The following is a 21,993-nucleotide window of genomic DNA, read 5'->3' as shown; positions in this document are numbered from 1 at the left end:
TTTACCTATAGGTTTTCATTATTTTATCCCAGAACGTAAAGTATAGCCCGAAATTGTATCTTTCTTCCCGATGGTGTAATTCGTGATTTTCAGCTGTATTCTGTATGCCGTTTGACAATCCGGCAGATTGTATCTTATATCCTAAGTGTATTATGATGTTGTAAACAGTCACAATTGTGAAGAAGATAAGTAATGCAAGTGGATGTACAGGAATAATGAAGATAATCAATGGCATGATTCCAAGAGAAAGTAATGCTTCAACTGGGTGAAATGCAAAAGCACTCCATGGATTTAAGTTATGAGATTGATGATGTATTTTGTGGAATTGGTAGAAGAAAGATACACGATGCATAAGTGTATGAGTCCAGTAAAAGTAGCAGTCATGAAGGCAAATCATGTAAAGAATACTTAAGATAAGATAGCAATAGCCTAATGGTTGTACTGAAGTATATATTGTTGTTAGTCCTCTGTCATACCAGAATAAAAGAAGGGAAGCTGATAGACCATAAATCAACATTGTGGATGTTGAAAGCAAAAATTCTTTTTTGAGTTGTTTTCTTTCAGGATATTCGGGTTGTATTTTATGCGTAGCTATTTTCTTGGATTTCCAAATATAAAAAAGGAAATAGAAACCAGCCGCAATAGCATAAAATCGTAAAGCAAATAGAAATGCTCCAAAAATCCACTTATGTTCTTCAGTAAAAAACATCAGTTTGTATTTTGATTAAATTTTTGACATCCATTTGATTTGAGAGATGTGAATACTACTGAAGAATCATCATAAACAAAGGAGCCACTATTCTTTTGACAAAATGGACAGGCATTTGCTTCTCCCTCAGAATCTATATACAGACTTCTGTTGCCAGCTCCAGAGCAACCCATTCTTCTTTGATTGTATCCATGGTATGTAATTAAGGGGAAATCTTGGTATTTGGATGAATAATTCAATTTTAAATAGAATTCCTCCAGTAATTGAATTTGTTCTTCCTTTAAATCTACATCCATATTGGCATAATGACCAACGGCTCTTGGTTCCAAAAATTGAACAAAGGTTACTCCCAATTTTTTGGCTAATAACACATATTGCATTAGATTTTCAGGTGTTGTAAAACTTTTAGTTAAACAAATGGAGAGTGCAACAGCTAAATTATTTTGAATGGCATTTTGAACAGCAGTTTCTACCCAAAAATAGGCGTCTTTAAATCCTCTAAATCGATTGTGCTCTTCCGGAATGAAATGATCCAAGCTGACGATAACTCCTTTTAATCCTGCCTGTTTTAATTTTTTCGCATTTTCTGAAGTTAATTTGAATCCAGATGTTAAAACCCAAAAATCGGTTCCTTTTGTTGATTTTGCTATTAGTTCGATAATACAATCTATTTTTATTAGCGGTTCACCTCCCGAAAAGTGTATTAAAGCAACCCCAAGATTTTGTAGTTTTTCTATTGTTTGATGTAACTCTTCCTGAGAAAGTGTTTCTTTTTTGTTTAGATTCTCCCATTCGTAACAATGTTCGCATTGCAAAGCGCACTTTTTTGTAATGGAAACATAGGCATTAGTCAACCGATTACTTTTTTTAGAAAATGGAACGATGCGATTCATCTCTCCGGCGATAAAATTTTTAAATGTCTGACTTTTCCAACTCCATCCCGGTGTGTACAAACCCCAAAAGTAGGTTTTCTCAATTTGTGCAAGTTTTTTCAATCGGTGAGTTCCGATATTTTCACGTCTTTTTCTGTCTAATGCTAATGGAACTTTAACCCAAAGTATAGGGTTTTTGTAAGTTTTGATAGCTATGCTGAAGATGGTAAAGCGGAAAAACAATTCAATAATTTCTTTTTTAAACCCGAAAATGATCTTTTGTTGAATTTTTTTAGGAATAGGTAATCGTTTCGCATGAGTAATCTCATAAAGCAAATTCATTGAAGGAGAAATGAAATGATTTTTTCGACTATTCATGTTTAAAAACAATTTCGTTAATGTTTTTTTGTGTGATGAATTTGAAATATTCTTCTTCAGAAAACTCGGAAAGTCTCCCTGGATTTCTAAATGTTTTCAATTCAGAAAAATGGGGTCGGTTGGTATAATTTCGAATGTATTCGTAATAGCCTTTGTTTTTTAAAAATACCGATTGATGATGTCTTTTTTTAGGGATTTTTGAACGGAACTTTACGGTGACTTCGTTTGTTGTTGAAGGTTGAATCAAATAATTTTGATCTGAATGGATGAGCAGATCTGTAACATCGGTTCCGTTTTCATCAATAGCTTCATTAGGTTGTAATGTTGAGATTGATACGGGATAATTTAAATTTTGATCCATGGCAATATAATCCACTTCCCAAAACATAAATCCAGTTTCTAACTTTAATTCTATTGTGGGTTCAGTAATGTCTTTAAATTCTATTGGGATAACTATATCTCTGAATGCCATTGGTCCAACTGGATTTATTTGTTCTATTAGTTTCCATTCGCCATTGGATTTGAGATATACCGAAAGAGGAATAGATTGATTGTTTCTCCAGTTTTCCAGTTCTTCTTTCGATGTTTTGCGTTGTTTTTCTTGAAAAGTTGTGAAGTAGCTTCCAAATTTTTCATTGAATTTACCATACAGATAATCAAACCAAAGCGTGTTCTTAGCGGAGAGTATTAGTTTTCCGTTCTCTGTAGCTTCTTTTTTGAAACTTAATTCCAAAGTGTTTATGCCTTTCTTGTTTGATTTAGAATCGAATAAATAGGTGTTGTGGTCTTTGTGTAATGCAGGCTGAAGAATCAAATTCTTTTGATTGCTTATTATTTTTTTTGGAGATATTTTTTGAGTTATGGTTTGTATGCCACCTTTTTGGTCTAATAGCACTTCGATGTTTTCAGGATGTTCAACTACAACTAGTTCTACAAGATCGGTTTGTTGTACTTCTTGTAATTCGTTAGTGATTTTGATTGAAAACTGATTGTTTTCATCAGGAACGCAATTAGGCAAAGGCAAATAATCGATTCTTTCTAGGTTAGGTAAAATAGCACCTGGATACATTTCGCCGGCAAAAGTGTATTCGTTTCCATTGTGGCTATAAACGAAAGGACAAGAGCTTTTAGTTGCTGCAATTATGATGGCGACTAATGCTAATGCAGCCAACGTACCACCTACAGCGTTTAAAACGGTTCTTTGAGTGTTAGGTTCGTATACTTCCATTAGGTAAATGTCAGAATAGGAAAGGTTTACGGGTTGCGATTCGTCAATGGTTTTATTGGTATAGAAATGAAGCTCTAACGTTTTATTGACTTTCGATTTGGTGTAACTCGCTGTTTTTTTTCCTTCTTTAATTGGGTATAAGTGATACTTTGGATCCACTGGCTCTACATCGGCTGATATGATTTTTTTTTCATCATCAAGGCTAACATTTGTAAGGTGTTTGATAGAACTGTTATCATGTAGGATAATATAACGCTGCTTTTTTGATGTTGCTGTTTTGTATTCTGAGGAAAAGTTTGTGCTACTAATTTGGGTTCTTTTCATACCATAATACGAACAGCTTATGGTGAGGTTCAAAATACAAAACGTAAAAAAATAAGCCAACGTCTTGTTGCTTTTTCTAAGCAGATGTAAAAGACTAGAAACGGATAATCTTTGTTTTGTTTTCATAACATTTAGCTTTTGTTTGTAAAATGTTAAAAATCAAAGATTTGAAGCAAGTAAAATTACGAAAAAAAATCCGGTTGCTCTTTTTTTTATTCAGAAAAAGTGGGTTAAGAATTTGGTAACTCTATATTGGAAACTAGCTTATTGTCTTCTATTTCCTCTATTTAAAATAGGTTTAGGTAAACTTGCTTCCTCCGTTTTACTAGACGGTGCGATTAAAGTATTCAATTCGTTTATTTCGGCATCCGATAAATCACGATAACGACCAACTGGTACGTCTAAAGAAATATTGATTATTCTGGTGCGTTTTAAAGCTGTAACCTCATAACCTAGGTATTCGCACATACGACGAATTTGTCGGTTCAAACCTTGTGTTAAAACGATTCGGAATACAGATTTGCTGACTTGTTCTACCTTACACTTTCTAGTTACTGTATCAAGAATTGGAACTCCATTTCCCATTCGGTCAATGAAACGATCAGTTATCGGCTTATTAACAGTGACGATATATTCTTTCTCGTGATTATTTCTTGCACGGAGTATTTTGTTGACGATATCACCATCATCTGTCATGAAAATCAATCCTTCGCTGGCTTTATCTAAACGTCCGATTGGGAAAATACGTTTCGGATAATTGATATAATCGACAATGTTGTTTTTGACACTTTGATTCGTAGTACATTCAATACCGACTGGTTTATTAAAAGCCAAATAAACTGGTTTGGAAGTTTTTTCACGAATTAATTTTCCATCGACACGAATTTCATCTTCCAATGAGACTTTGGTTCCTAATTCAGGTGTTTTTCCGTTTATGGTAATACGTCCCTGTTCCAAAAGCTTGTCGGCTTCACGACGTGAACAAAAGCCGGTTTCGGAAAGGAATTTATTGATGCGTGTTTTATTTTCTTCCATTTTGCAAAGGTATTAAAAAAACTAAAACCTGCTTTAGATGCAGGCTTTGGTGATTTTATATAGTTTGAGGATTTTGAGTTATGCTTTTTTTCTAAGATCAGCCATTTTGATTGCGGCAATAGCAGCTTCTGTTCCTTTGTTTCCGTGTTTGCCACCACTGCGATCAATGGATTGTTGCATGGTGTTGTCTGTAAGTAAACAAAAAATAACGGGTACATCAGTTTGAATGTTCAAATCCTTGATCCCTTGAGTTACTCCTTCGCAAACGAATTCAAAATGCATGGTTTCGCCTTTGATAACACATCCGATTGTGATTACACAATCTACATTTTGTGTTTCAATCATTTTTTTGGCACCATAAATCAATTCAAAACTTCCCGGAACATTCCATCTGATAATGTTTTCTGGTAAAGTGCCACAGTCTAAAAGCGCTGCTTCTGCACCTTTGTATAATCCTTCTGTTATGGTTTCGTTCCATTCAGAAACAACAATCCCAAACCGAAAATCTTTCGCATTTGGGATTGTGTTTTTATCATAATTCGATAAATTTTTATTTTCTGTAGCCATTTTCTAAATTTAGAATGGTGAATTGAAAAAGAATTGTTCTAATTTCAATTTCTTATTGAGCTAGTCCAATTAAAGCATCGATGTTTTGAGCTTCTTGAACATCTTCAAATTTTTCTTTAATTTGAGTGAAATATTTTAAAGCGTCCTCTTTTTTACCTAATGATAAAGCCACTTGTCCTGCTTTTAATAAGAAACGAGGTGTTGTTACTTTGTTATTTGAGCTTTCAGCAGCTTTAACGTAATATTCCAAAGCTTCTTCCGGTTTGTTTAACTCAGATTTAGCATCTCCAATAAGTCCAATTGCATTAGCATTAACATATTGATCTTTTGTCGAGAAATCAGATAAATGAGAGATTGCTTTATCAAATTGCTTTGTGTTCAAATAAGCAACACCTGCATAATAGTTAGCTAAGTTTCCAGCATCGGTTCCAGCGTGGTTTTTGATGATGTCTAAGAAACCTTGTTTTCCTTCACCACCATTTAAGGCTAAATTGTAAAGAGAGTCATTGGTTTCAGGAGCGTCTACTGCTTGTTGGAAATATTTTTGTGCTTGGTACATGTCACTAGCCGCATTGTTTTCAGATGGACCAGCAACAAATTTCTGATACAATAAATAACCAGCTACAACAAGTGCAATTCCTCCTACAATTCCTAAAATAATATTTTGATTTTTAGCAACAAACTCTTCCGTTTTGGATGCTGTTTCGTCTAATGTGTTAAATACATTAGCGGTTGTACTGTCTTTTTCATCAACTTTGATGTCTTGTTCCAGATCAGCTACATTTTCTACATTCTCAGCTTCAGGTTTTGGAGCTTTGTATCCTCTTTTATTATAAGTTGCCATTTGTATTTTAATTAGTGAGGTGCAAAAATAAAATTTTTATTGAAAAACAAAACAAGTTTTCACTATATTTTTAATAATTTGCGAGCACTTTAGCAACTTTGATTGCAAACCCACAATCTGCAGTATTTTATGTACTTAAAAAAAATTTCAGCATTAAATTTTAAAAATTTTGAAGAAATTCATTTCGAGTTCGAGCAAAAGATCAATTGTTTTGTAGGAAGAAACGGTATAGGTAAAACCAATGTCCTTGATGCGATCTATCATTTGGCCTTCGGGAAAAGCTATTTTAATACTTTGGCGGTACAAAACATCAGACATGGGCAGGATTTTTTTGTTATTGATGGTGAGTTCGAAAAGCAAGGTCGCGCAGAGCAAATTTTATGTAGCCTCAAAAAGGGACAAAAAAAGATTCTGAAACGCAACGGTAAGTTATATGAAAAGTTTTCGGATCATTTGGGGTTTATTCCACTCGTAATTATTTCCCCAACAGATGCTGATTTGATTCGTGAAGGTAGTGAAACCAGACGTAAGTTCATGGATAGTGTTATTGCACAATTGGATGTGGTTTATCTACAGGATTTGATTCATTACCAAAAAATAATCATGCAGCGTAATGCATTATTAAAGTATTTTGCACTCAATCGTGTATTTGAATCTTCAACTTTGGAAATTTACAATGAGCAGCTTGATGCTCTTGGGACACGAATTTTTGCCAAAAGAAAGGAATTTCTAGATCAGTTTATTCCGATTTTTAATAGCTATTATCAAGATATTTCCAATTCGACTGAAAATGTACAATTAGTGTATGAAAGTCAATTACACAACCAAGGGTTATTGTCGCTTCTTCAGGAAAATAGTGCGAAAGATAGAGCATTGCAATATACCAGTGTTGGGGTTCATAAGGATGATCTTTTGTTTGAAATTGAAGGTTTTTCCATTAAGAAATTTGGTTCCCAAGGACAACAAAAATCATTCTTGATTGCTTTGAAATTGGCGCAGTTCGAATTTGTGAAAAAACAAAGTGGTGAAAAACCAATTCTACTTTTTGATGATATTTTTGATAAACTAGATGAAATACGTGTTTCTAAAATTATTTCAATGGTTGACAACGATCAATTCGGTCAGTTGTTTATTTCGGATACGCATCCAGAACGTACAGAAAACATTGTAAAGCAGACGCATCAGAGCTACAAGATTTTCAATATTTAATTATCTTAGCATAAATTTTTTAACCTATGAAAAATACAATTATCATTTTTTTATACTTAGTATCAGTGACTTTAACTGGTTGTAAAGGGCAAACGGATAAGTCGGTAACCGATTTAGATCCTAAAGCTTTTACAGAGAAAATTGGAGTTACTAAAGGGGCGCAGGTTTTGGATGTTAGAACTCCTGAAGAATTCAATGGTCAGCATTTGGATAATGCAGTCAATATTAATATTAATAATTCTGCTTTTGACAAAGAAGTAGCACAGTTGGATAAAAACAAGCCAGTTTTTGTGTATTGTCTTGCTGGCGGTAGGAGTTCAAAGGCGGCTAATCATTTGACTGAGTTGGGATTTAAAGAAGTCTACAATATGGAAGGCGGAATTACCAAATGGAATGCTTTGGGTTTAGGAAAGCCGGCACCAAATGCTAATGGAATGTCACTGGATGAATATAAAAAAATAACGCAATCGGATAAAAAAGTCTTAATCGATTTTTATGCAGAATGGTGCGGTCCTTGTAAAAAAATGGCACCGTATATGGAAAAAATGAAGGCGGAAATGAAAGGTGACTTAGTAATTGTTAAAATTGACGCCGATAAAAATCAATTATTAGCGCAACAACTTAAAATCGAAGGATTGCCTACACTTATTTTATATAAAAAAGGTGAGGAAATCTGGAAGAATCTTGGATATATCAGTGAGGAAGATTTAAAAAAGAAATTATAATGTTTACTAAAGAAGCGATTCAATTTCTGGAGGATTTAAAAAACAATAATGCCACCGAATGGATGCATGACAATAAAAAACGGTATGAGTCTTATAAAAAGGATTATCATCAGTTAATTGCTTCCGTGCTTCAAGAAATGAAACCTTTGGATCCGTCTCTAGACCAATTGGAGGTTAAAAATTGTACTTTTCGTATCAATAGAGATATTCGTTTTTCGAAAGATAAATCACCGTATAAAACCAACATGGGCATTTGGATGACGACCAATCGTAACCGAAAAAACAGTGCTGGATACTACGTGCATTACGAAAAGGGAAATTCGTTTGTGGCTGGTGGAATATGGTGTCCTGAAGCTAGTGATTTAAAGAAGATCAGAAAGGAAATTGCTTTCTTTTATGAGGATTTGGAAAAAGTAGTGGAAGATTCCAGTTTCAAAAAAGAATTCGGGGCCATTGATGTAGAGGAAGGCAATATGTTGAAGTCGGCACCTAAAGGTTATGATTCAAATCATCCTGCTATTGATTTTCTGAAATTAAAAAGCTTTACGGTTTCTCAAAAAATTGATGATAAATTGTTTTTGGATAAAGATTTTGCCCGAAAAATTGCCCAAAAACTGATTGTAATCAAGCCTTTGAATGATTTCTTAAATCGCGGATTAGAAACGGAAGAATAAACTCTTTTATCAATTTTATAATTTACAATTCATACAATTTCATGGAAATTCAATATAATTTTTCCCTTAAAAACCACAACACTTTTGGAATCGATGCCAAAGCAAAAGAATTTGTTGCAGTGCATTCTATTTCGGAACTAAAAGAAATTTTGGAACAAAATAGTACAAAGAAAAAGTTTGTTTTAGGAGGTGGAAGTAATATGCTTTTAACGCAAGATTTAGATGCTTTGGTGATTCATATCGATTTAAAAGGGAAAAAAGTAATCAAAGAAGACGATGATTTTGTGTGGGTTGAAGGTCAGGCGGGTGAAAACTGGCACGAATTTGTCCTTTGGAATATTGACCATAATTTCGGTGGACTAGAGAACATGTCTTTAATTCCCGGAAATGTGGGAACTACACCAGTTCAAAATATTGGTGCGTATGGTGCTGAAATCAAAGATACTTTTATATCCTGTGATGCGATTAATATTGCTACACAAGAAATGAAAACCTTTACGAAAGAAGAATGTAATTTTGGCTACCGAGAAAGTATTTTTAAACATGAAGCGAAAGATCAGTATATCATCACTTCGGTTGTGTTTAAGTTAACCAAACACAATCATAAAATTAATATTTCCTACGGAGATATTACAAAGGAACTGGAAAAACAGAATGTGGCTGAAGCCTCGATTAAAGATGTGAGTAACGCCGTAATTGCTATTAGACAAAGCAAATTGCCTGATCCGAAAGAATTAGGAAATAGTGGAAGTTTCTTTAAAAATCCAATCATAACTCGAGAGCATTTTGAAAAAGTGCATGCCCAATTTCCTCACATGAAATATTACGAAATTTCTCCAACAGAAGTGAAAGTGCCGGCCGGATGGTTAATTGAAGAAGCCGGATTTAAAGGAATGCGTATTGGCGATGCTGGAGTGCACAAAAATCAAGCTTTGGTATTGGTGAATTATGGTAATGCCACCGGACAGGAAATTGTGAATCTTTCTAAAGAAATCCAAAAAACGATTTTTGAAAAATATACCATTGCTATTGAAGCAGAAGTGAATGTGATTTAGTTTTAAAGGAAAGGTAGTCGATGGTGAGTGAAATGTTGATCGAAAATGGATTCTCAATTGTAAATGATGTTTATTCAATAGACGAAGTAAATCATATTATTGGTGTTATTGATTCAGCCAATTCGAATAACGAGGCTTTCAGAAAAACAAAAGATATTTTTGCAATTCGGAAGGTGTTGAAGGAAATTCCCGAAATTCAACCGTTAATTTTTAATGAAAACCTTGTCAGGATTATGCAATCAGTTGGAGGAGAAGATTGTTTTGTTGTGAAATCAATCTATTTTGATAAGCCCGAAATGTCAAATTGGTTTGTTGCATACCATCAGGATTTAACGATTTCTGTGGATGAGAAATTTGAGGTTGAAGGATTTTCAAATTGGACTAAAAAGCAAAATCAATTTTCAGTTCAGCCACCAAATTATATTCTGGAGAATATTTTTACTGTTAGAATTCATCTTGATGATACTACTGCAGAAAATGGAGCGGTGAAGGTTCTTGAAAAATCTCACTTGTATGGAATTTGTAGAACCGAATCTATTAATTGGTCAAACGAGAAGGAAGTGGTGTGTGAAGTAAATAAAGGTGGGGTTATGTTGATGAAACCTTTGTTGTTTCATGCTTCAACGCGTACTACAAATCAAATGCGTCGAAGAGTTTTGCATATTGAATTTTCTAATTTAATGCTGAATAATAATTTGGAATGGTCCGAATTATTAAAAATCTAATAAAAAAATAATGTACATTCCTGATTTATACTTAAACGAAAATCAAGTAGAAATTGAACAGTTTCTAAACGAAAATGGCTTTGCAATTCTTGTGAATCAAACTAATGGTAAGCTTTGGGGAACGCACACCCCTTTGTTTTTAGAAACGACTTCAAAAGGAAATAAAATCTTGGGTGGACATATTTCAAAAGCTAATCCTCAAGCTGAAAATTTTACCGAAGGAGATGAAGTGTTGGCTATTTTTAGTGGTCCGCATACCTACATTTCCTCGTCTTGGTATGATCATGAAAATGTGCCTACTTGGAATTACATTGCGGTTCATGTATATGGAAAACTTAGATTGCTTAATTATGAGGAATCGGTTGCTTCTTTGGCGAAGTTGGTGAATAAGTATGAGAAAAACCAGGAAAATCCTGTCAAAGTAGAAGAGCTGTCGGAAACGACAATGCTTCAAGCGCGTGGAATTTTGGCGTTCGAAATTGATATTACCGATTTACAAGCGGTTAAAAAGATGTCACAAAATCGTGACGATAAAAACTATAAGAACATTATAACGCATCTCGAAAAATCAAATAAAACAGACGATCGTCAAGTCGCTGAAGAAATGAGGAAAAACAGAACAAATCTCTAAAAGGATTACTGCAATCTGTTAACTTTTTTATTACCTTTGCGCCACAATTTTAATGTGGTTTATGGAGCAGTTTTTACTTGTTTTACTTTTCGTTTTTCTAGCAGTAGTAGCCATTCAGGCGTTATATTACCTGTTGGTTTTTGGTAAATTTTCTTTTGCCAAAAATGAAAAAATTGCACCTAAACATCTTTCGGTTTCGGTAATTGTTTGTGCCAAAAACGAACAAAAGAACATTGAAGAATATCTTCCGTTGTTACTGAATCAAAATTATCCAAACTATGAAGTGGTCATTATCGATGATGCTTCTAGTGATGATACTATTGCACTTATTGAAGAATTTCAAACCAAACATTCCAATTTGAAATTGGTTAAGGTTGAAAACAACGAAGCGTTTTGGGGAAATAAAAAATTTGCGTTAACCTTAGGAATTAAGGCAGCAACCAAAGAATATTTGTTGTTTACGGATGCCGATTGTTATCCAGCTTCCACCGAATGGATTGCCGAGATGACGTCTCATTTTACCATGCATAAAACATTTGTTTTGGGATACGGTGCTTATGAAAAAGACAGTGGTTTCTTGAATAAATTAATCCGATTCGAAACATTGTTAACCGCAACTCAATATTTTGGTTGGGCAAAAATTGGTAAACCGTATATGGGTGTTGGTCGCAATTTAGCCTACAAAAGAGAAGAGTTTTTTAGAGTAAACGGGTTTGTTAATCACATGAAAATACGTTCAGGTGATGATGATTTGTTCGTTAATGAGGCAGCTACAAAGTCTAAAACGGCAATTTCTTTCGATCCGGATGGTTTTACGTATTCAAAAGCAAAAGAAAGTTTTGGAGAATGGTTCATGCAAAAACGCCGCCATGCTTCAACAGCAAAATATTACAAAGGTTTTGATAAGGCGCAATTAGGGTTGTTTTATTGTACACAATTGTTGTTTTTTATCCTTCCAATTCCACTTTTGTCTTTACAGTTTGAATGGATTGTGGTTTTAGGTGCTATTGTCTTTCGTTATTTGGCTTCTTGGATTTCTTTAGGATTCTCTGCTGGTAAACTAGATGAAAAAGACGTAATGTATTGGTATCCTCTTTTAGAAATAATTCTTATCTTCACACAATTAAACGTGTTTTTTAGAAACATTTTGTCAAAACCTGTTACTTGGAAATAAAGCATTACATTGATAAAGCCATTCGAGGCGACCAAGTAGCATTTACCTATTTGCTGGACAAATATTGGAATGAAGTCTATGGTTTTATGTTGCAACGGACCGAAAATGAAACCGATGCAGAGGATATTGCTATAGAAACGTTTTCAAAAGCTTTTGATAAAATTGCTACCTACAATCCCGAATACCAATTCAATACTTGGTTAATTGCTATTGCTAAAAATGTGCATATTGACTTGTTGCGTAAGAAAAAATCATCTTTATTTATCGATATTACCGATGAAGAAGATGATATCGCTTATGGAATTGCCGATGATTCGCCATCTGCAGAAGATCAAATTATTACGGAGCAAAATCTAAATCGATTGCTTCAGTTTATCAAAGAATTAAAGCCTGCTTACCAAGAAGTAATTCAAATGCGCTATTTTCAAGAAATGAGTTACCAGGAAATTGCCGACGAATTGAACGAGCCACTTAATAATGTTAAAATTAAATTACTTCGGGCAAAAAAATTATTGGCGGAAATTATATCGAAAGGATAAATTTCAAAACCAAATTCCGTTTCTCAAGTTTGAATTTTTATCTTTGGCCAAAAACCAAAAAAGATGCAAACTTTCTCTAACCAAGAAAAACTCAAACACTTATTTTCTTTACCAGTTATCGTAGCTGCCTTAGGCTATTTTGTTGATATTTACGATTTATTACTCTTTGGTATTGTCCGAGTACCTAGTCTAAAAGCTTTGGAGCTCAATCCTGATGTTGCAGGTACTTTAATCATGAGTTACCAAATGTTTGGTTTGCTTATCGGTGGAATTCTCTGGGGTGTTTTAGGGGATAAAAAAGGTAGGCTTTCTGTATTGTTTGGTTCTATAATAGTGTATTCATTAGCGAATATCGCCTGTGGTTTTTTGCCGTATTTCCCTTTTGAAGATAAAACAATGGTATATTCTGTATTGCGTTTTATTGCGGGTATTGGCCTAGCTGGTGAATTAGGTGCGGGTATCACCTTGGTTTCAGAATCCTTGCCAAAAGAATTGCGTGCTATTGGAACTTCCATTGTGGCGGGTTTTGGATTGATGGGTGCTGTAGTGGCGCAACTTTCTGTTGAATTGGCGGGTAGCTGGACAACTGCTTATTTCATTGGTGGAACTCTGGGGTTGCTGTTGTTATTCTTAAGAGTAGGTGTAGTGGAATCGGGTATTTATAAAGATGTAGAAAAGCAAGAGAATGTTGCTAAAGGTAATTTCTTTTCTTTTTTTACCAACAGAGAACGATTCATCCGTTATTTAAAATGCGTAGCTATAGGTTTGCCAACCTGGTTTTGTATCGGGATTTTAGCTCAAATGGCGAATCAGTTTGCGCCAGAATTGGGTATTGATAATTTAGTTCCAGGGAAAGCCATTATGTGGGGGTATGTGGGGATTTCTGTTGGAGATTTTTTAAGTGGCTTTATTTCTCATGCTTTGCATTCTCGAAAAAAAGCGATTTTTTATATGATGCTGTTTACTATTGTTGGTGTGCTATTGATGTTGTATGGAGGAACTAATTCAGAAGGATGGTATTATTTCTTTTGTTGTTGGTTGGGCTTGGGAACGGGGTATTGGGCAATGTTTGTGACGGTTGCGGCAGAACAATTTGGAACCAATATTCGTAGTACTGCTACTACAACAATTCCAAATATGGTGCGCGGATTGCTACCAGCTATGCTTTTTGGCTTTGGATTTTTCAAAGAAGATTACGGAGTGATTGTTGCGGCAACTATTGTGGGTGCAATCGCTTTTGCCTTAGGTATTTACGCAACTTTGACGGTTAAAGAAACGCATGGAAAAGATCTTGATTTTATTGAATAAATAGTGATTTTACTAAAAATTTATAAATAATTTAACTTTTAACTAATTTTTGGCATGATATTTTCATGTGGTTAACGTAATCAGTAAAAGATTATTAATTAACCTATAAATACCGAAAATTATGTCTAAGCTAAACATTAACAAAGCCGAGTGGTTAGAACTCGTTTTTGAAGGAAAAAACAAAGAGTACGGAGCGTACCAACTGAGAAAAGAACAAGGAGCTACAACAACGAAAGCATTTTTTAGTGCTTTGGTTTTTCTTGCAGGATTAGCAATGTTGCCAATTTTATTTAGTTCTTTTACTGATGATGTTATTCCAGAAAAACCCATTGATGTCATTGATGATGAAATAAGGGTTACAAAGTGGGAAGAGCCTAAAGAAGATATTTTGCCATTTATTAAACAACCGAAAGAGTCTTCTTCTCAAGCGCCTATAACTACCGAAACATTAACTAATCCTGTGGTTGTTAATGCAGAAGTTGCTCCGGATACAGAATATACAAAACCTGAAGATGTCGGGAAAGAAACAACTAATGATCCTAATGCTGTAGCTGGATCAGGAACCTCTAATACAACTGGTCAAGGAAATGCACTTGTAGAGACGCCAGTTGATAACGGAACTTTAATTGCAACTCCTTCTATGGTTGAAAAAAATCCTCTTTTCCCTGGTGGAATTGATGAGTTTTTAAGAATTGTGGGAAATCGTTTCAGAACACCTGAATTGGATGAAGAAAGAACAGTTCGTGTTGTGGTTTTCTTTGTAGTGGAAAAAGACGGAAGTCTTACCAATATAACTGTACCTAAAAATCCGGGCCATGGACTCGATGCAGAAGCTATCCGTGTGCTAAAATCGATTAAAACGAAATGGGAACCTGGAGTTTACAGAGGTCAACCGGTTAGAACACAATATTCATTGCCAATTGTAGTGAAATTGCAATAAGATCTAAACACCAATTGTAAAAGCCATTCTTTTCGCTAGAATTGAATGGCTTTTTTTGTGTTTTATTCTGACCAATAGGTCAAGCTAACTATGATGATTCCGTTTGAATTTTCAAGACTTTCTGATAGTATTACATCTGTTGATGAAGTACCACTCCAATATCCGTTATAAGAATCGAATCGGTATGTTCCAGCTGGAAGGTTTTCAAAGCAGTTGCCTTCTTGGTTGGTTGGGTAAATGTATTCACCAGTAGCAAGGTTTTGTGCCCAAAATCCGTGTAAATCATCTCCTGGAACCGGATTGCCTTGGTAATCTACAGTCTGAATACATACGTTGAATACTTTAATCGTTTGTTTTAGGTTTTGAATGGTGTTGATTACTTCAATAGCTCTCGTGTCTTGCGCATTCAAAACAGCTGTTACTTGTGGTAAAAGATCTAAAGCAGTAGTGTTATTGTTATTGTTCAACGCTTCTTCAATTTGATAGGTAAGTCTAATTAATTCGTCGTTTAAATTGATCAAGTCTGCAGTTAAAGCGTTGATAGGTTGTGAACTGAAAGGAATGACTGATACGTTTTTTGCTTCATTGACATAATAATCGGTGTCATCTACATTATTTTGAACTGAATTGATTTGATCCATCATTTTAGTGTTGAATAATACGGCATTCGGATTGCCAATTATCGCAATTTCTTTTGTTAATTGATTTACCGCTGTTTTAGATGTAACGACACTGGTTCTGATGCTTTCTGTCGATTCTATTGCCGAATTTAAATGGTGTTGGGCTGACTGAGCAATTGCTTGTACGAAAGATAATGTTGTTAGTGCAACAACAATGAATGTAATTTTTTTCATAATAAAGTATATTAAATTTCTTACAAAAATAATATAATTCTTATCCAAATTATATTGTTTTGATTTTACCATTGTATTAATTTTTATTTTATACTTTTTTTGGATTTGAAGTGTGTTGAGTAGAAGAAAATTAAAGTTTACAGATAATATTGAACAGAAAGTCAAAAAAATCATAAAAATAGACTGTCTACTGATTAATCATCAATCTTTCCATATCTTTGCATTGCAAAATTGTTTTTATGGAAACAGCTACACAATCAAACATATTACCTACTGGAAAACCAAAATGGTTGAAGGTTAAATTGCCAATTGGTGAAAAATACACTGAACTCAGAGGATTGGTTGATAAATACAAACTGAATACTATCTGTACTTCGGGAAGTTGCCCAAATATGGGAGAATGTTGGGGTGAGGGAACAGCTACCTTTATGATTCTCGGTAATGTGTGCACGCGTTCGTGTGGTTTTTGTGGTGTTAAAACTGGACGTCCTGAGGATGTCGAGTGGGATGAACCCGAAAAAGTTGCCCGTTCTATTAAAATCATGAAAATTAAACATGCGGTTATTACTAGTGTAGATCGTGATGATTTAAAAGATATGGGTTCTATTATCTGGTTGGAAACGGTTAAAGCTATCCGTAGAATGAATCCTGAAACGACATTAGAAACGTTGATTCCTGATTTTCAAGGAGTAGAGCGCATAATTGATCGTATTGTCGAGGCAAATCCAGAGGTTGTTTCACATAACATGGAAACTGTTCGACGTTTAACTCGTGAAGTGCGTATTCAGGCAAAATATGACCGCAGTTTAGCGGTTTTGAAATATTTGAAAGAGCAAGGTATTCGTAGAACTAAATCCGGCATCATGTTGGGATTGGGTGAAACGGAAGAAGAGGTTATACAGACCATGAAAGATTTGCGCGAGGCCAATGTGGATATCGTTACTATTGGTCAGTACTTGCAGCCAAGTAAAAAACATCTTCCAGTTAAAGAGTTCATCACGCCAGAACAATTTGCAAAGTATGAGCAAGTCGGTAAGGAATTAGGATTCCGTCACGTGGAAAGTGGCGCATTGGTTCGTTCTTCTTACCATGCCCAAAAACACATTCTTTAATTAGTTCAATACTGAATTTCATACGTAAATGAGTCAAAAAACACGCATTGCTATTAATGGTTTTGGCCGTATCGGAAGAAATCTATTCCGCTTGTTGTTGAATCATCCTACCATTGATGTGGTGGCTATAAATGATATAGCCGATAATAGAACAATGGCTCATTTGTTGAAATACGATAGTATACATGGGGTTTTGCCTTTGTCGGTTTCGTATGATGAAACTTCAATAATAGTTGCCGATAAAAAATATGCCTTCTTTCATGAAAAAGAGATCAACGGACTAAATTGGAAGGATTTATCTATTGATTTGGTTGTTGAATCTACAGGTAAATTTTTAAAATACAATCTGGCAGAACAACATTTGAAATCGGGAGCCAAGAAAGTGGTGCTTTCTGCGCCACCCGAAGACGATTCAATCAAAACGGTCGTTTTGGGCGTTAATGAACATATTCTTGACGGTACGGAAAAGATTGTTTCGAACGCAAGTTGTACGACCAATAATGCTGCTCCAATGATTAAAGTTATTCAGGATCTTTGCGGTATTGAACAAGCTTACATAACCACAGTTCATTCGTATACAACCGATCAAAGTTTACACGATCAACCTCATAAAGATTTGCGTCGCGCTCGCGGTGCAGCACAGTCTATTGTGCCAACGACAACTGGTGCAGCAAAAGCATTGACCAAAATTTTTCCAGAATTGGATAGTAAAATGGGAGGCTGTGGTATTCGCGTACCGGTTCCAGATGGTTCTTTAACGGATATTACTTTTAATGTCAAAAACGAAGTTACTATAGAGCAGATTAATACGGCTTTTAAAATAGCTTCAGAAGGCAGTCTCAAAGGAATTCTAGCCTATACCGAAGATCCGATCGTCTCCGTTGATATTTTAGGGAATCAACATTCCTGTGTGTTTGATGCACAACTGACCTCCGTGATCGATAGAATGGTTAAGGTTGTAGGTTGGTATGATAATGAAATTGGTTATTCCTCACGAATTATTGATTTAATTGACCACTTTAACAAAAAATAAGTATATTTAGGGAGTTTTTGCGCACAATTCTATGTTTAAAAAGTCCTTAATTTTTCTTTTTAGCTTGTTCTGTTTATTGGGATTTGCATCCAATAGATTCGAGGACGAGGCTATTATTGATAGTTCTTTTTACTACACCGAAACTGCAATTTATTACAAGAATAATAAAGTTTTTGATAAGGCTTTGGAAAATGCGAATAAAGCAATTCTTTACTCGAAAAAAACACAAAACAATTCCAATCTAGCCAATAGTTACTACACACTCGGAATCGTTTATATCGATCTGAAAAAATATGACGAAGCTATTGAAAAATTGATACGGGCTGTATCTGTTTATAATACAATCGAACCTAATGCAAAGCTGGCGTTAGCATATTACAATCTTGGTATTTGTTATATGCAGAAAAATAATTTCAGTAGAGCCGAGTCGTATTTTAATAAAGCGAATTCGGTCTATGAAAGTATCGATTTGAAAAATGGTAAAAATATGGTAAACCTTCAAAAGGCTTTGCTGTATATTGAAAAAAAAGAATTAAAAACTGCTGAAAACGCACTTACTGAACTGACTTATTTGTCCAACGGTAAGGATACTTTTAATCTTAAATCGGAAGCTTTTTACCAATTGGGCGTCCTTAAAACAAAAGAAAAAGAAAATAGTTCGGCTTTGAATTATTTGAACAAAGCGTATGAACTTAGTGTCGTCAATAATAATGTTGAGCAGCAATTGAAAGTGGCAAAAAAACTCAGTGAGCTTTACGATCAGATGACTTTAACTTCGAATTCTCTGGCTTTTTTGAAGATTCATTTAAAACTTAAGGATTCCTTAGACGCAATTGCTTCGACCAAAAAGCAAAATCTACTTTCTGAACGTGTGAAAGTCGGAGATATCATGCGTGATATGGAAAAATTGGACAAAGAGAAGAAAGAACAAGAAAAAGCGGGGAAATTCTCCAAGCTGATTAATATTCTCAGTATCGCATTAATCACTATTTTGTCTTTGTTGAGTTTGTCTTTGTATAAAAACAATATCATACGTAATAAATCCAATGAATTGCTCCGTGAAAAAAATATGGAACTTGAAGAGGCTAAAGAACGAATTGAAAAAGCATCAAAAGCCAGAGCAGAGTTTCTTTCAACAGTGAGTCATGAATTGAGAACTCCTCTCAATGCCATCAATGGGATTACACATATTCTTCTAGAGGAAAAGCCTAAAGCAAATCAAATCGAATACCTCAAATCACTGAAGTTTTCAGGGAATTATTTGTTGACTTATATTAATGATATCCTCGAAATTAACCGAATCGAATCGAATAATATTGAAATTGAAAAAATTAACTTCGATATTCGTGAATTGCTTCAAAATATCAAAAATTCGCTGAAAGAACAGGCAAGTCAGAATAATAATGAATTTATACTGAAAATTGAGGATGAAGTGCCACAAGTACTTGTTGGTGATCCTACCAAGTTGTCTCAGATTTTTATCAACTTAATCAATAATGCTCTTAAATTTACCCAAAATGGTAAAATTGTAGTTAATGCCAATTTGGTAAATATAGAAGATGGGAATTGTAAGTTGAGTTTTAAAGTAGAGGATACCGGAATTGGTATACCACTTGAAAAACAACAATCGATATTTGATAGTTTTTCTCAAGGTTCTGTTGAAATTAATAGAAAATACGGCGGAACAGGATTGGGTTTGACTATTGTAAAACGACTAGTGGCATTAATGAATGGTAAAATCAATGTGAAAAGTGAAGTTGGAGTAGGTTCGACTTTTTATTTTGACTTAACTTTTAAAATTGGTGAAGCAATTGTTATGAAAAACGTAAATGAAATTATCGATGAAAAAGTATTCATCAACAAGAGAATTTTATTGGTTGAGGATAACAAAATCAATCAAATGATTACTAAGAAAATCCTTGAGAAAAAGCAAATGATTGCAGAGCTTTGTGAAACGGGTGAAGATGCTATTGAAATGATGCGCAATAATAAATACGATTTGGTTTTGATGGATGTGCATCTTCCAGGAATTAATGGGACTATAGCAACAGAAGAAATCAGGAAGTTTGATAATGTTACGCCAATTATTGCCTTAACAGCTATTTCGCTAAACGAAAATAGGGAAATGTTGATGTCTTTCGGTATGACCGATGTAATCACTAAGCCATTTAATCCCGATAACTTTTATAAAATTATCGAGATTAACTTAATGGCTGAGCCTAATATTGCATAATTAATTCTTTGATTAATCGACGTACATGCGGTTCTGCTTCGCGTGCTGCTTCCAAAACTTCTTCATGAGTAATCGAATCGATGTTTTCTGCGTCTCCCATATCGGTAATCACAGAAATTCCAAAAGTTTCCAATTCCATGTGACGCGCTACAATAACTTCAGGAACGGTTGACATACCCACACAATCACATCCTAATGCTTTAACCATTTTGTATTCTGAAAGAGTTTCAAATGTTGGTCCTTGTAGTCCTAAATACACACCATCTTGAACATGGATGTTTAATTCTTCGGCAATTTCTTTCGCTTTAGCCATCATTTTACGGCTATAAGGTTCGCTCATGTTTACAAAACGTGGACCAAAACGAGAGTCATTTTTTCCTCGTAATGGATGCTCAGGCATCATATTTACATGGTCTTTAATGATCACGATTGAACCTACTTTGTAATTTGGATTTACGCCTCCAGACGCATTTGAAACAATCAATTTTTCAACACCCAAATATTTCATTACTCTAACCGGAAAAGTTACTTCTTTCATGCTATAGCCTTCATAAAAATGAAAACGTCCTTGCATAGCTACTACTTTTTTTCCGTGAATATGTCCGAATACCAAAGCGCCTTTGTGTCCTTCAACTGTAGATACAGGGAAGTTCGGAATTTCATTATAGGATAAAATATAGTCAATTTCAATGTCATCGGTAAATCCACCTAAACCAGAACCTAAAATCACCCCATATTCGGGTGAAAAATTTGTTTTGTTTTGAATGTAATCAACGGTTTCCTGTACTTGCTCCCACATACTCTAAAATCTTTTTATCAAATTCATTACTACTGGTTACAAACGATGATTTTATAGGCAGGTAGTATAATTGGTCAATGGGTAATTTTCCTTTTAGACGTACAAAATCCTTTTCGGTTGTAACAATTTTTCTTCCATTTGCTGTTTCCAGAATCGTTTGAATGTCTTTTTCCGTAAAATGATGATGATCCGGAAATACCATCGTTGATTTTTTGACAGCCTGCAAATATGCAAAAAAAGGTTCGGGTTTTGCAATTCCTGCGACCACTAATTTATCAACAACCTGAAAATTTTTCAAATTGATCGACTCTATTTCTGAGAATAAGTAGTCATCATAAGCTATATAACTAAAATATACGGGTTGTTCTAGATGTAAATAGTGTTGAATTTTTTGTGTTATTTTCTCTTGTTCTTGAAGTGAAATATTTGGTGGGCATTTTGTTACAATAACAATATCAGCGCGATTTGCGCCACTTCTGCTTTCTCTTAAATTTCCTGTAGGTAAGATAAAATCATTATAAAATAAATCATCATAGGAAGTCAATACAATATAAAATCCTGCTTTGACTTTTCGATGCTGAAAAGCATCATCCAATAGTATAATTTCCGGTTTATTGTTTTGTGATAAGAAGTGTTCTATTCCGTTCTTTCGGTTGGCGTCAACAGCGACTTGAATTTCGGGAAATTTCTGAAAAAATTGATAAGGTTCATCACCTATTGTTTCTGCATTTGCCTTTTTATCTGCAAGAACAAAACCTTCTGATTTTCGTTTGTAACCTCTGCTTAATGTTGCGATTTTATACTCTTTAGATAATAAACGGATCAAATATTCTATTTGAGGTGTTTTTCCAGTTCCGCCAACGCTTAAGTTTCCTACGGCAATTACGGGGATATCAAACGAGTAGGATTTTAGAATACCTTTATCGAAAAAAAAGTTACGGATTCCGGTTATACAGCCATAGAGAATCGCGAAAGGGAAAAGTAATTTTCTAAGTAAATTCATAGTACGAAAGTAACTAATTTTT

Annotated in this window: 22 protein-coding genes; 13 read left to right on the top strand and 9 right to left on the bottom strand. The window is 34.5% G+C overall.

The annotated features are described in order from the left end of the window. Position 1: 1 nt before the first annotated feature. The 6 genes from ACFO7M_RS09365 to ACFO7M_RS09340 form a co-directional block, all read right to left on the bottom strand. A complete protein-coding gene (locus ACFO7M_RS09365; RefSeq protein WP_379735310.1) occupies positions 2-709 on the bottom strand; it encodes a sterol desaturase family protein in 708 nt (235 codons plus the stop codon). Beyond that, entirely contained in the window at positions 709-1,959 is a 1,251-nt protein-coding gene (locus ACFO7M_RS09360; RefSeq protein ID WP_379735308.1) for a radical SAM protein, read from the bottom strand. Before ACFO7M_RS09360 ends, ACFO7M_RS09365 begins: the two co-directional genes overlap by 1 nt. Next, complete coding sequence (locus tag ACFO7M_RS09355) at positions 1,952-3,637, bottom strand: hypothetical protein (RefSeq protein ID WP_379735306.1); 1,686 nt, start codon at positions 3,635-3,637, stop codon at positions 1,952-1,954. Before ACFO7M_RS09355 ends, ACFO7M_RS09360 begins: the two co-directional genes overlap by 8 nt. A gap of 138 nt (positions 3,638-3,775) precedes the next feature. Beyond that, entirely contained in the window at positions 3,776-4,546 is a 771-nt protein-coding gene (gene rluF / locus ACFO7M_RS09350; protein ID WP_379735304.1) for a 23S rRNA pseudouridine(2604) synthase RluF, read from the bottom strand. Between the two features lie 78 nt (positions 4,547-4,624). Continuing rightward, on the bottom strand, positions 4,625-5,113 hold the full coding sequence (gene ribH, locus ACFO7M_RS09345) for a 6,7-dimethyl-8-ribityllumazine synthase (RefSeq protein WP_379714529.1): 489 nt from the start codon (positions 5,111-5,113) through the stop codon (positions 4,625-4,627). A gap of 52 nt (positions 5,114-5,165) precedes the next feature. Then, positions 5,166-5,957 (bottom strand): tetratricopeptide repeat protein, encoded by a 792-nt coding sequence (locus tag ACFO7M_RS09340; RefSeq protein WP_379714527.1) that lies wholly within the window; start codon positions 5,955-5,957, stop codon positions 5,166-5,168. A 129-nt stretch (positions 5,958-6,086) separates the two neighbouring features. On the opposite strand from ACFO7M_RS09340, the gene recF reads away from it, so the two are divergent. The 10 genes from recF (at position 6,087) to ACFO7M_RS09290 (ending at position 14,937) form a co-directional block, all read left to right on the top strand. Continuing rightward, positions 6,087-7,166, top strand: a complete 1,080-nt coding sequence (gene recF, locus ACFO7M_RS09335) for a DNA replication/repair protein RecF (protein WP_379714524.1) — start codon at positions 6,087-6,089, stop codon at positions 7,164-7,166. A gap of 26 nt (positions 7,167-7,192) precedes the next feature. Beyond that, a complete protein-coding gene (gene trxA, locus ACFO7M_RS09330; protein WP_379714521.1) occupies positions 7,193-7,891 on the top strand; it encodes a thioredoxin in 699 nt (232 codons plus the stop codon). Further along, entirely contained in the window at positions 7,891-8,565 is a 675-nt protein-coding gene (locus tag ACFO7M_RS09325) for a DUF2461 domain-containing protein (protein ID WP_379735302.1), read from the top strand. The genes trxA and ACFO7M_RS09325 overlap by 1 nt, the downstream gene beginning before the upstream one ends. Positions 8,566-8,606: 41 nt before the next feature. Continuing rightward, positions 8,607-9,620: a UDP-N-acetylmuramate dehydrogenase gene (gene murB, locus ACFO7M_RS09320; protein WP_379735301.1), complete on the top strand. Its 1,014-nt coding sequence runs from the start codon at positions 8,607-8,609 to the stop codon at positions 9,618-9,620. 32 nt (positions 9,621-9,652) lie between these two features. Further along, positions 9,653-10,345, top strand: a complete 693-nt coding sequence (locus ACFO7M_RS09315; RefSeq protein WP_379735299.1) for a phytanoyl-CoA dioxygenase family protein — start codon at positions 9,653-9,655, stop codon at positions 10,343-10,345. 10 nt (positions 10,346-10,355) lie between these two features. Next, a complete protein-coding gene (locus ACFO7M_RS09310; protein ID WP_379735297.1) occupies positions 10,356-10,976 on the top strand; it encodes an FMN-binding negative transcriptional regulator in 621 nt (206 codons plus the stop codon). A gap of 61 nt (positions 10,977-11,037) precedes the next feature. Then, on the top strand, positions 11,038-12,150 hold the full coding sequence (locus tag ACFO7M_RS09305; RefSeq protein WP_379714511.1) for a glycosyltransferase: 1,113 nt from the start codon (positions 11,038-11,040) through the stop codon (positions 12,148-12,150). Beyond that, positions 12,141-12,689, top strand: coding sequence for an RNA polymerase sigma factor (locus tag ACFO7M_RS09300; protein ID WP_379714509.1), 549 nt, complete (start codon positions 12,141-12,143; stop codon positions 12,687-12,689). Before ACFO7M_RS09305 ends, ACFO7M_RS09300 begins: the two co-directional genes overlap by 10 nt. A 63-nt stretch (positions 12,690-12,752) precedes the next feature. Further along, positions 12,753-13,997: an MFS transporter gene (locus tag ACFO7M_RS09295; protein ID WP_379735295.1), complete on the top strand. Its 1,245-nt coding sequence runs from the start codon at positions 12,753-12,755 to the stop codon at positions 13,995-13,997. Positions 13,998-14,118: 121 nt separating this feature from the next. Next, positions 14,119-14,937, top strand: a complete 819-nt coding sequence (locus tag ACFO7M_RS09290; protein WP_379714505.1) for an energy transducer TonB — start codon at positions 14,119-14,121, stop codon at positions 14,935-14,937. Positions 14,938-14,999: 62 nt separating this feature from the next. Here ACFO7M_RS09290 and ACFO7M_RS09285 read toward each other — a convergent pair whose 3' ends face one another. Beyond that, a complete protein-coding gene (locus ACFO7M_RS09285; protein WP_379735293.1) occupies positions 15,000-15,791 on the bottom strand; it encodes a hypothetical protein in 792 nt (263 codons plus the stop codon). A 239-nt stretch (positions 15,792-16,030) separates the two neighbouring features. Here ACFO7M_RS09285 and lipA point away from each other — a divergent pair, with 239 nt between their 5' ends. From lipA to ACFO7M_RS09270, 3 genes are read left to right on the top strand one after another with little or no spacing between them, the layout of a single operon-like run. Further along, entirely contained in the window at positions 16,031-16,903 is an 873-nt protein-coding gene (gene lipA / locus ACFO7M_RS09280) for a lipoyl synthase (RefSeq protein WP_379735291.1), read from the top strand. 28 nt (positions 16,904-16,931) lie between these two features. Next, positions 16,932-17,936, top strand: a complete 1,005-nt coding sequence (gene gap / locus ACFO7M_RS09275; RefSeq protein ID WP_379735289.1) for a type I glyceraldehyde-3-phosphate dehydrogenase — start codon at positions 16,932-16,934, stop codon at positions 17,934-17,936. A gap of 31 nt (positions 17,937-17,967) precedes the next feature. Beyond that, complete coding sequence (locus ACFO7M_RS09270; RefSeq protein WP_379735287.1) at positions 17,968-20,169, top strand: ATP-binding protein; 2,202 nt, start codon at positions 17,968-17,970, stop codon at positions 20,167-20,169. On the opposite strand, the gene ACFO7M_RS09265 is transcribed toward ACFO7M_RS09270, so the two are convergent. Then, on the bottom strand, positions 20,156-20,968 hold the full coding sequence (locus tag ACFO7M_RS09265) for a purine-nucleoside phosphorylase (protein WP_379714492.1): 813 nt from the start codon (positions 20,966-20,968) through the stop codon (positions 20,156-20,158). The two genes, ACFO7M_RS09270 and ACFO7M_RS09265, sit on opposite strands and share 14 nt — an antisense overlap. Next, the gene (gene lpxK / locus ACFO7M_RS09260) at positions 20,940-21,971 is read right to left on the bottom strand and encodes a tetraacyldisaccharide 4'-kinase (protein ID WP_379735286.1); all 1,032 of its coding nucleotides are present in this window, start codon (positions 21,969-21,971) and stop codon (positions 20,940-20,942) included. Before lpxK ends, ACFO7M_RS09265 begins: the two co-directional genes overlap by 29 nt. Positions 21,972-21,993 lie beyond the last annotated feature (22 nt).

The organism is Flavobacterium sp. GCM10023249 (assembly GCF_042653365.1).
Taxonomy (GTDB): domain Bacteria; phylum Bacteroidota; class Bacteroidia; order Flavobacteriales; family Flavobacteriaceae; genus Flavobacterium.
Note: the sequence above shows the minus strand (reverse complement) of the source record. Positions and strands in the feature narration are given on the sequence as shown.

Excerpts from the sequence above, each read along its gene's own strand:
- ACFO7M_RS09365 (WP_379735310.1), bottom strand. The coding sequence starts at position 709 with ATGTTTTTTACTGAAGAACATAAGTGGATTTTTGGAGCATTTCTATTT.
- ACFO7M_RS09355 (WP_379735306.1), bottom strand. The coding sequence starts at position 3,637 with ATGAAAACAAAACAAAGATTATCCGTTTCTAGTCTTTTACATCTGCTT.
- ACFO7M_RS09325 (WP_379735302.1), top strand. The coding sequence starts at position 7,891 with ATGTTTACTAAAGAAGCGATTCAATTTCTGGAGGATTTAAAAAACAAT.
- ACFO7M_RS09285 (WP_379735293.1), bottom strand. The coding sequence starts at position 15,791 with ATGAAAAAAATTACATTCATTGTTGTTGCACTAACAACATTATCTTTC.
- ACFO7M_RS09270 (WP_379735287.1), top strand. The coding sequence starts at position 17,968 with ATGTTTAAAAAGTCCTTAATTTTTCTTTTTAGCTTGTTCTGTTTATTG.
- rluF (WP_379735304.1), bottom strand. The coding sequence starts at position 4,546 with ATGGAAGAAAATAAAACACGCATCAATAAATTCCTTTCCGAAACCGGC.
- ACFO7M_RS09265 (WP_379714492.1), bottom strand. The coding sequence starts at position 20,968 with ATGTGGGAGCAAGTACAGGAAACCGTTGATTACATTCAAAACAAAACA.
- ACFO7M_RS09290 (WP_379714505.1), top strand. The coding sequence starts at position 14,119 with ATGTCTAAGCTAAACATTAACAAAGCCGAGTGGTTAGAACTCGTTTTT.
- ACFO7M_RS09315 (WP_379735299.1), top strand. The coding sequence starts at position 9,653 with ATGTTGATCGAAAATGGATTCTCAATTGTAAATGATGTTTATTCAATA.
- trxA (WP_379714521.1), top strand. The coding sequence starts at position 7,193 with ATGAAAAATACAATTATCATTTTTTTATACTTAGTATCAGTGACTTTA.
- murB (WP_379735301.1), top strand. The coding sequence starts at position 8,607 with ATGGAAATTCAATATAATTTTTCCCTTAAAAACCACAACACTTTTGGA.
- ACFO7M_RS09340 (WP_379714527.1), bottom strand. The coding sequence starts at position 5,957 with ATGGCAACTTATAATAAAAGAGGATACAAAGCTCCAAAACCTGAAGCT.
- ACFO7M_RS09310 (WP_379735297.1), top strand. The coding sequence starts at position 10,356 with ATGTACATTCCTGATTTATACTTAAACGAAAATCAAGTAGAAATTGAA.
- gap (WP_379735289.1), top strand. The coding sequence starts at position 16,932 with ATGAGTCAAAAAACACGCATTGCTATTAATGGTTTTGGCCGTATCGGA.
- recF (WP_379714524.1), top strand. The coding sequence starts at position 6,087 with ATGTACTTAAAAAAAATTTCAGCATTAAATTTTAAAAATTTTGAAGAA.
- lpxK (WP_379735286.1), bottom strand. The coding sequence starts at position 21,971 with ATGAATTTACTTAGAAAATTACTTTTCCCTTTCGCGATTCTCTATGGC.
- ribH (WP_379714529.1), bottom strand. The coding sequence starts at position 5,113 with ATGGCTACAGAAAATAAAAATTTATCGAATTATGATAAAAACACAATC.
- ACFO7M_RS09295 (WP_379735295.1), top strand. The coding sequence starts at position 12,753 with ATGCAAACTTTCTCTAACCAAGAAAAACTCAAACACTTATTTTCTTTA.
- ACFO7M_RS09360 (WP_379735308.1), bottom strand. The coding sequence starts at position 1,959 with ATGAATAGTCGAAAAAATCATTTCATTTCTCCTTCAATGAATTTGCTT.
- ACFO7M_RS09305 (WP_379714511.1), top strand. The coding sequence starts at position 11,038 with ATGGAGCAGTTTTTACTTGTTTTACTTTTCGTTTTTCTAGCAGTAGTA.
- lipA (WP_379735291.1), top strand. The coding sequence starts at position 16,031 with ATGGAAACAGCTACACAATCAAACATATTACCTACTGGAAAACCAAAA.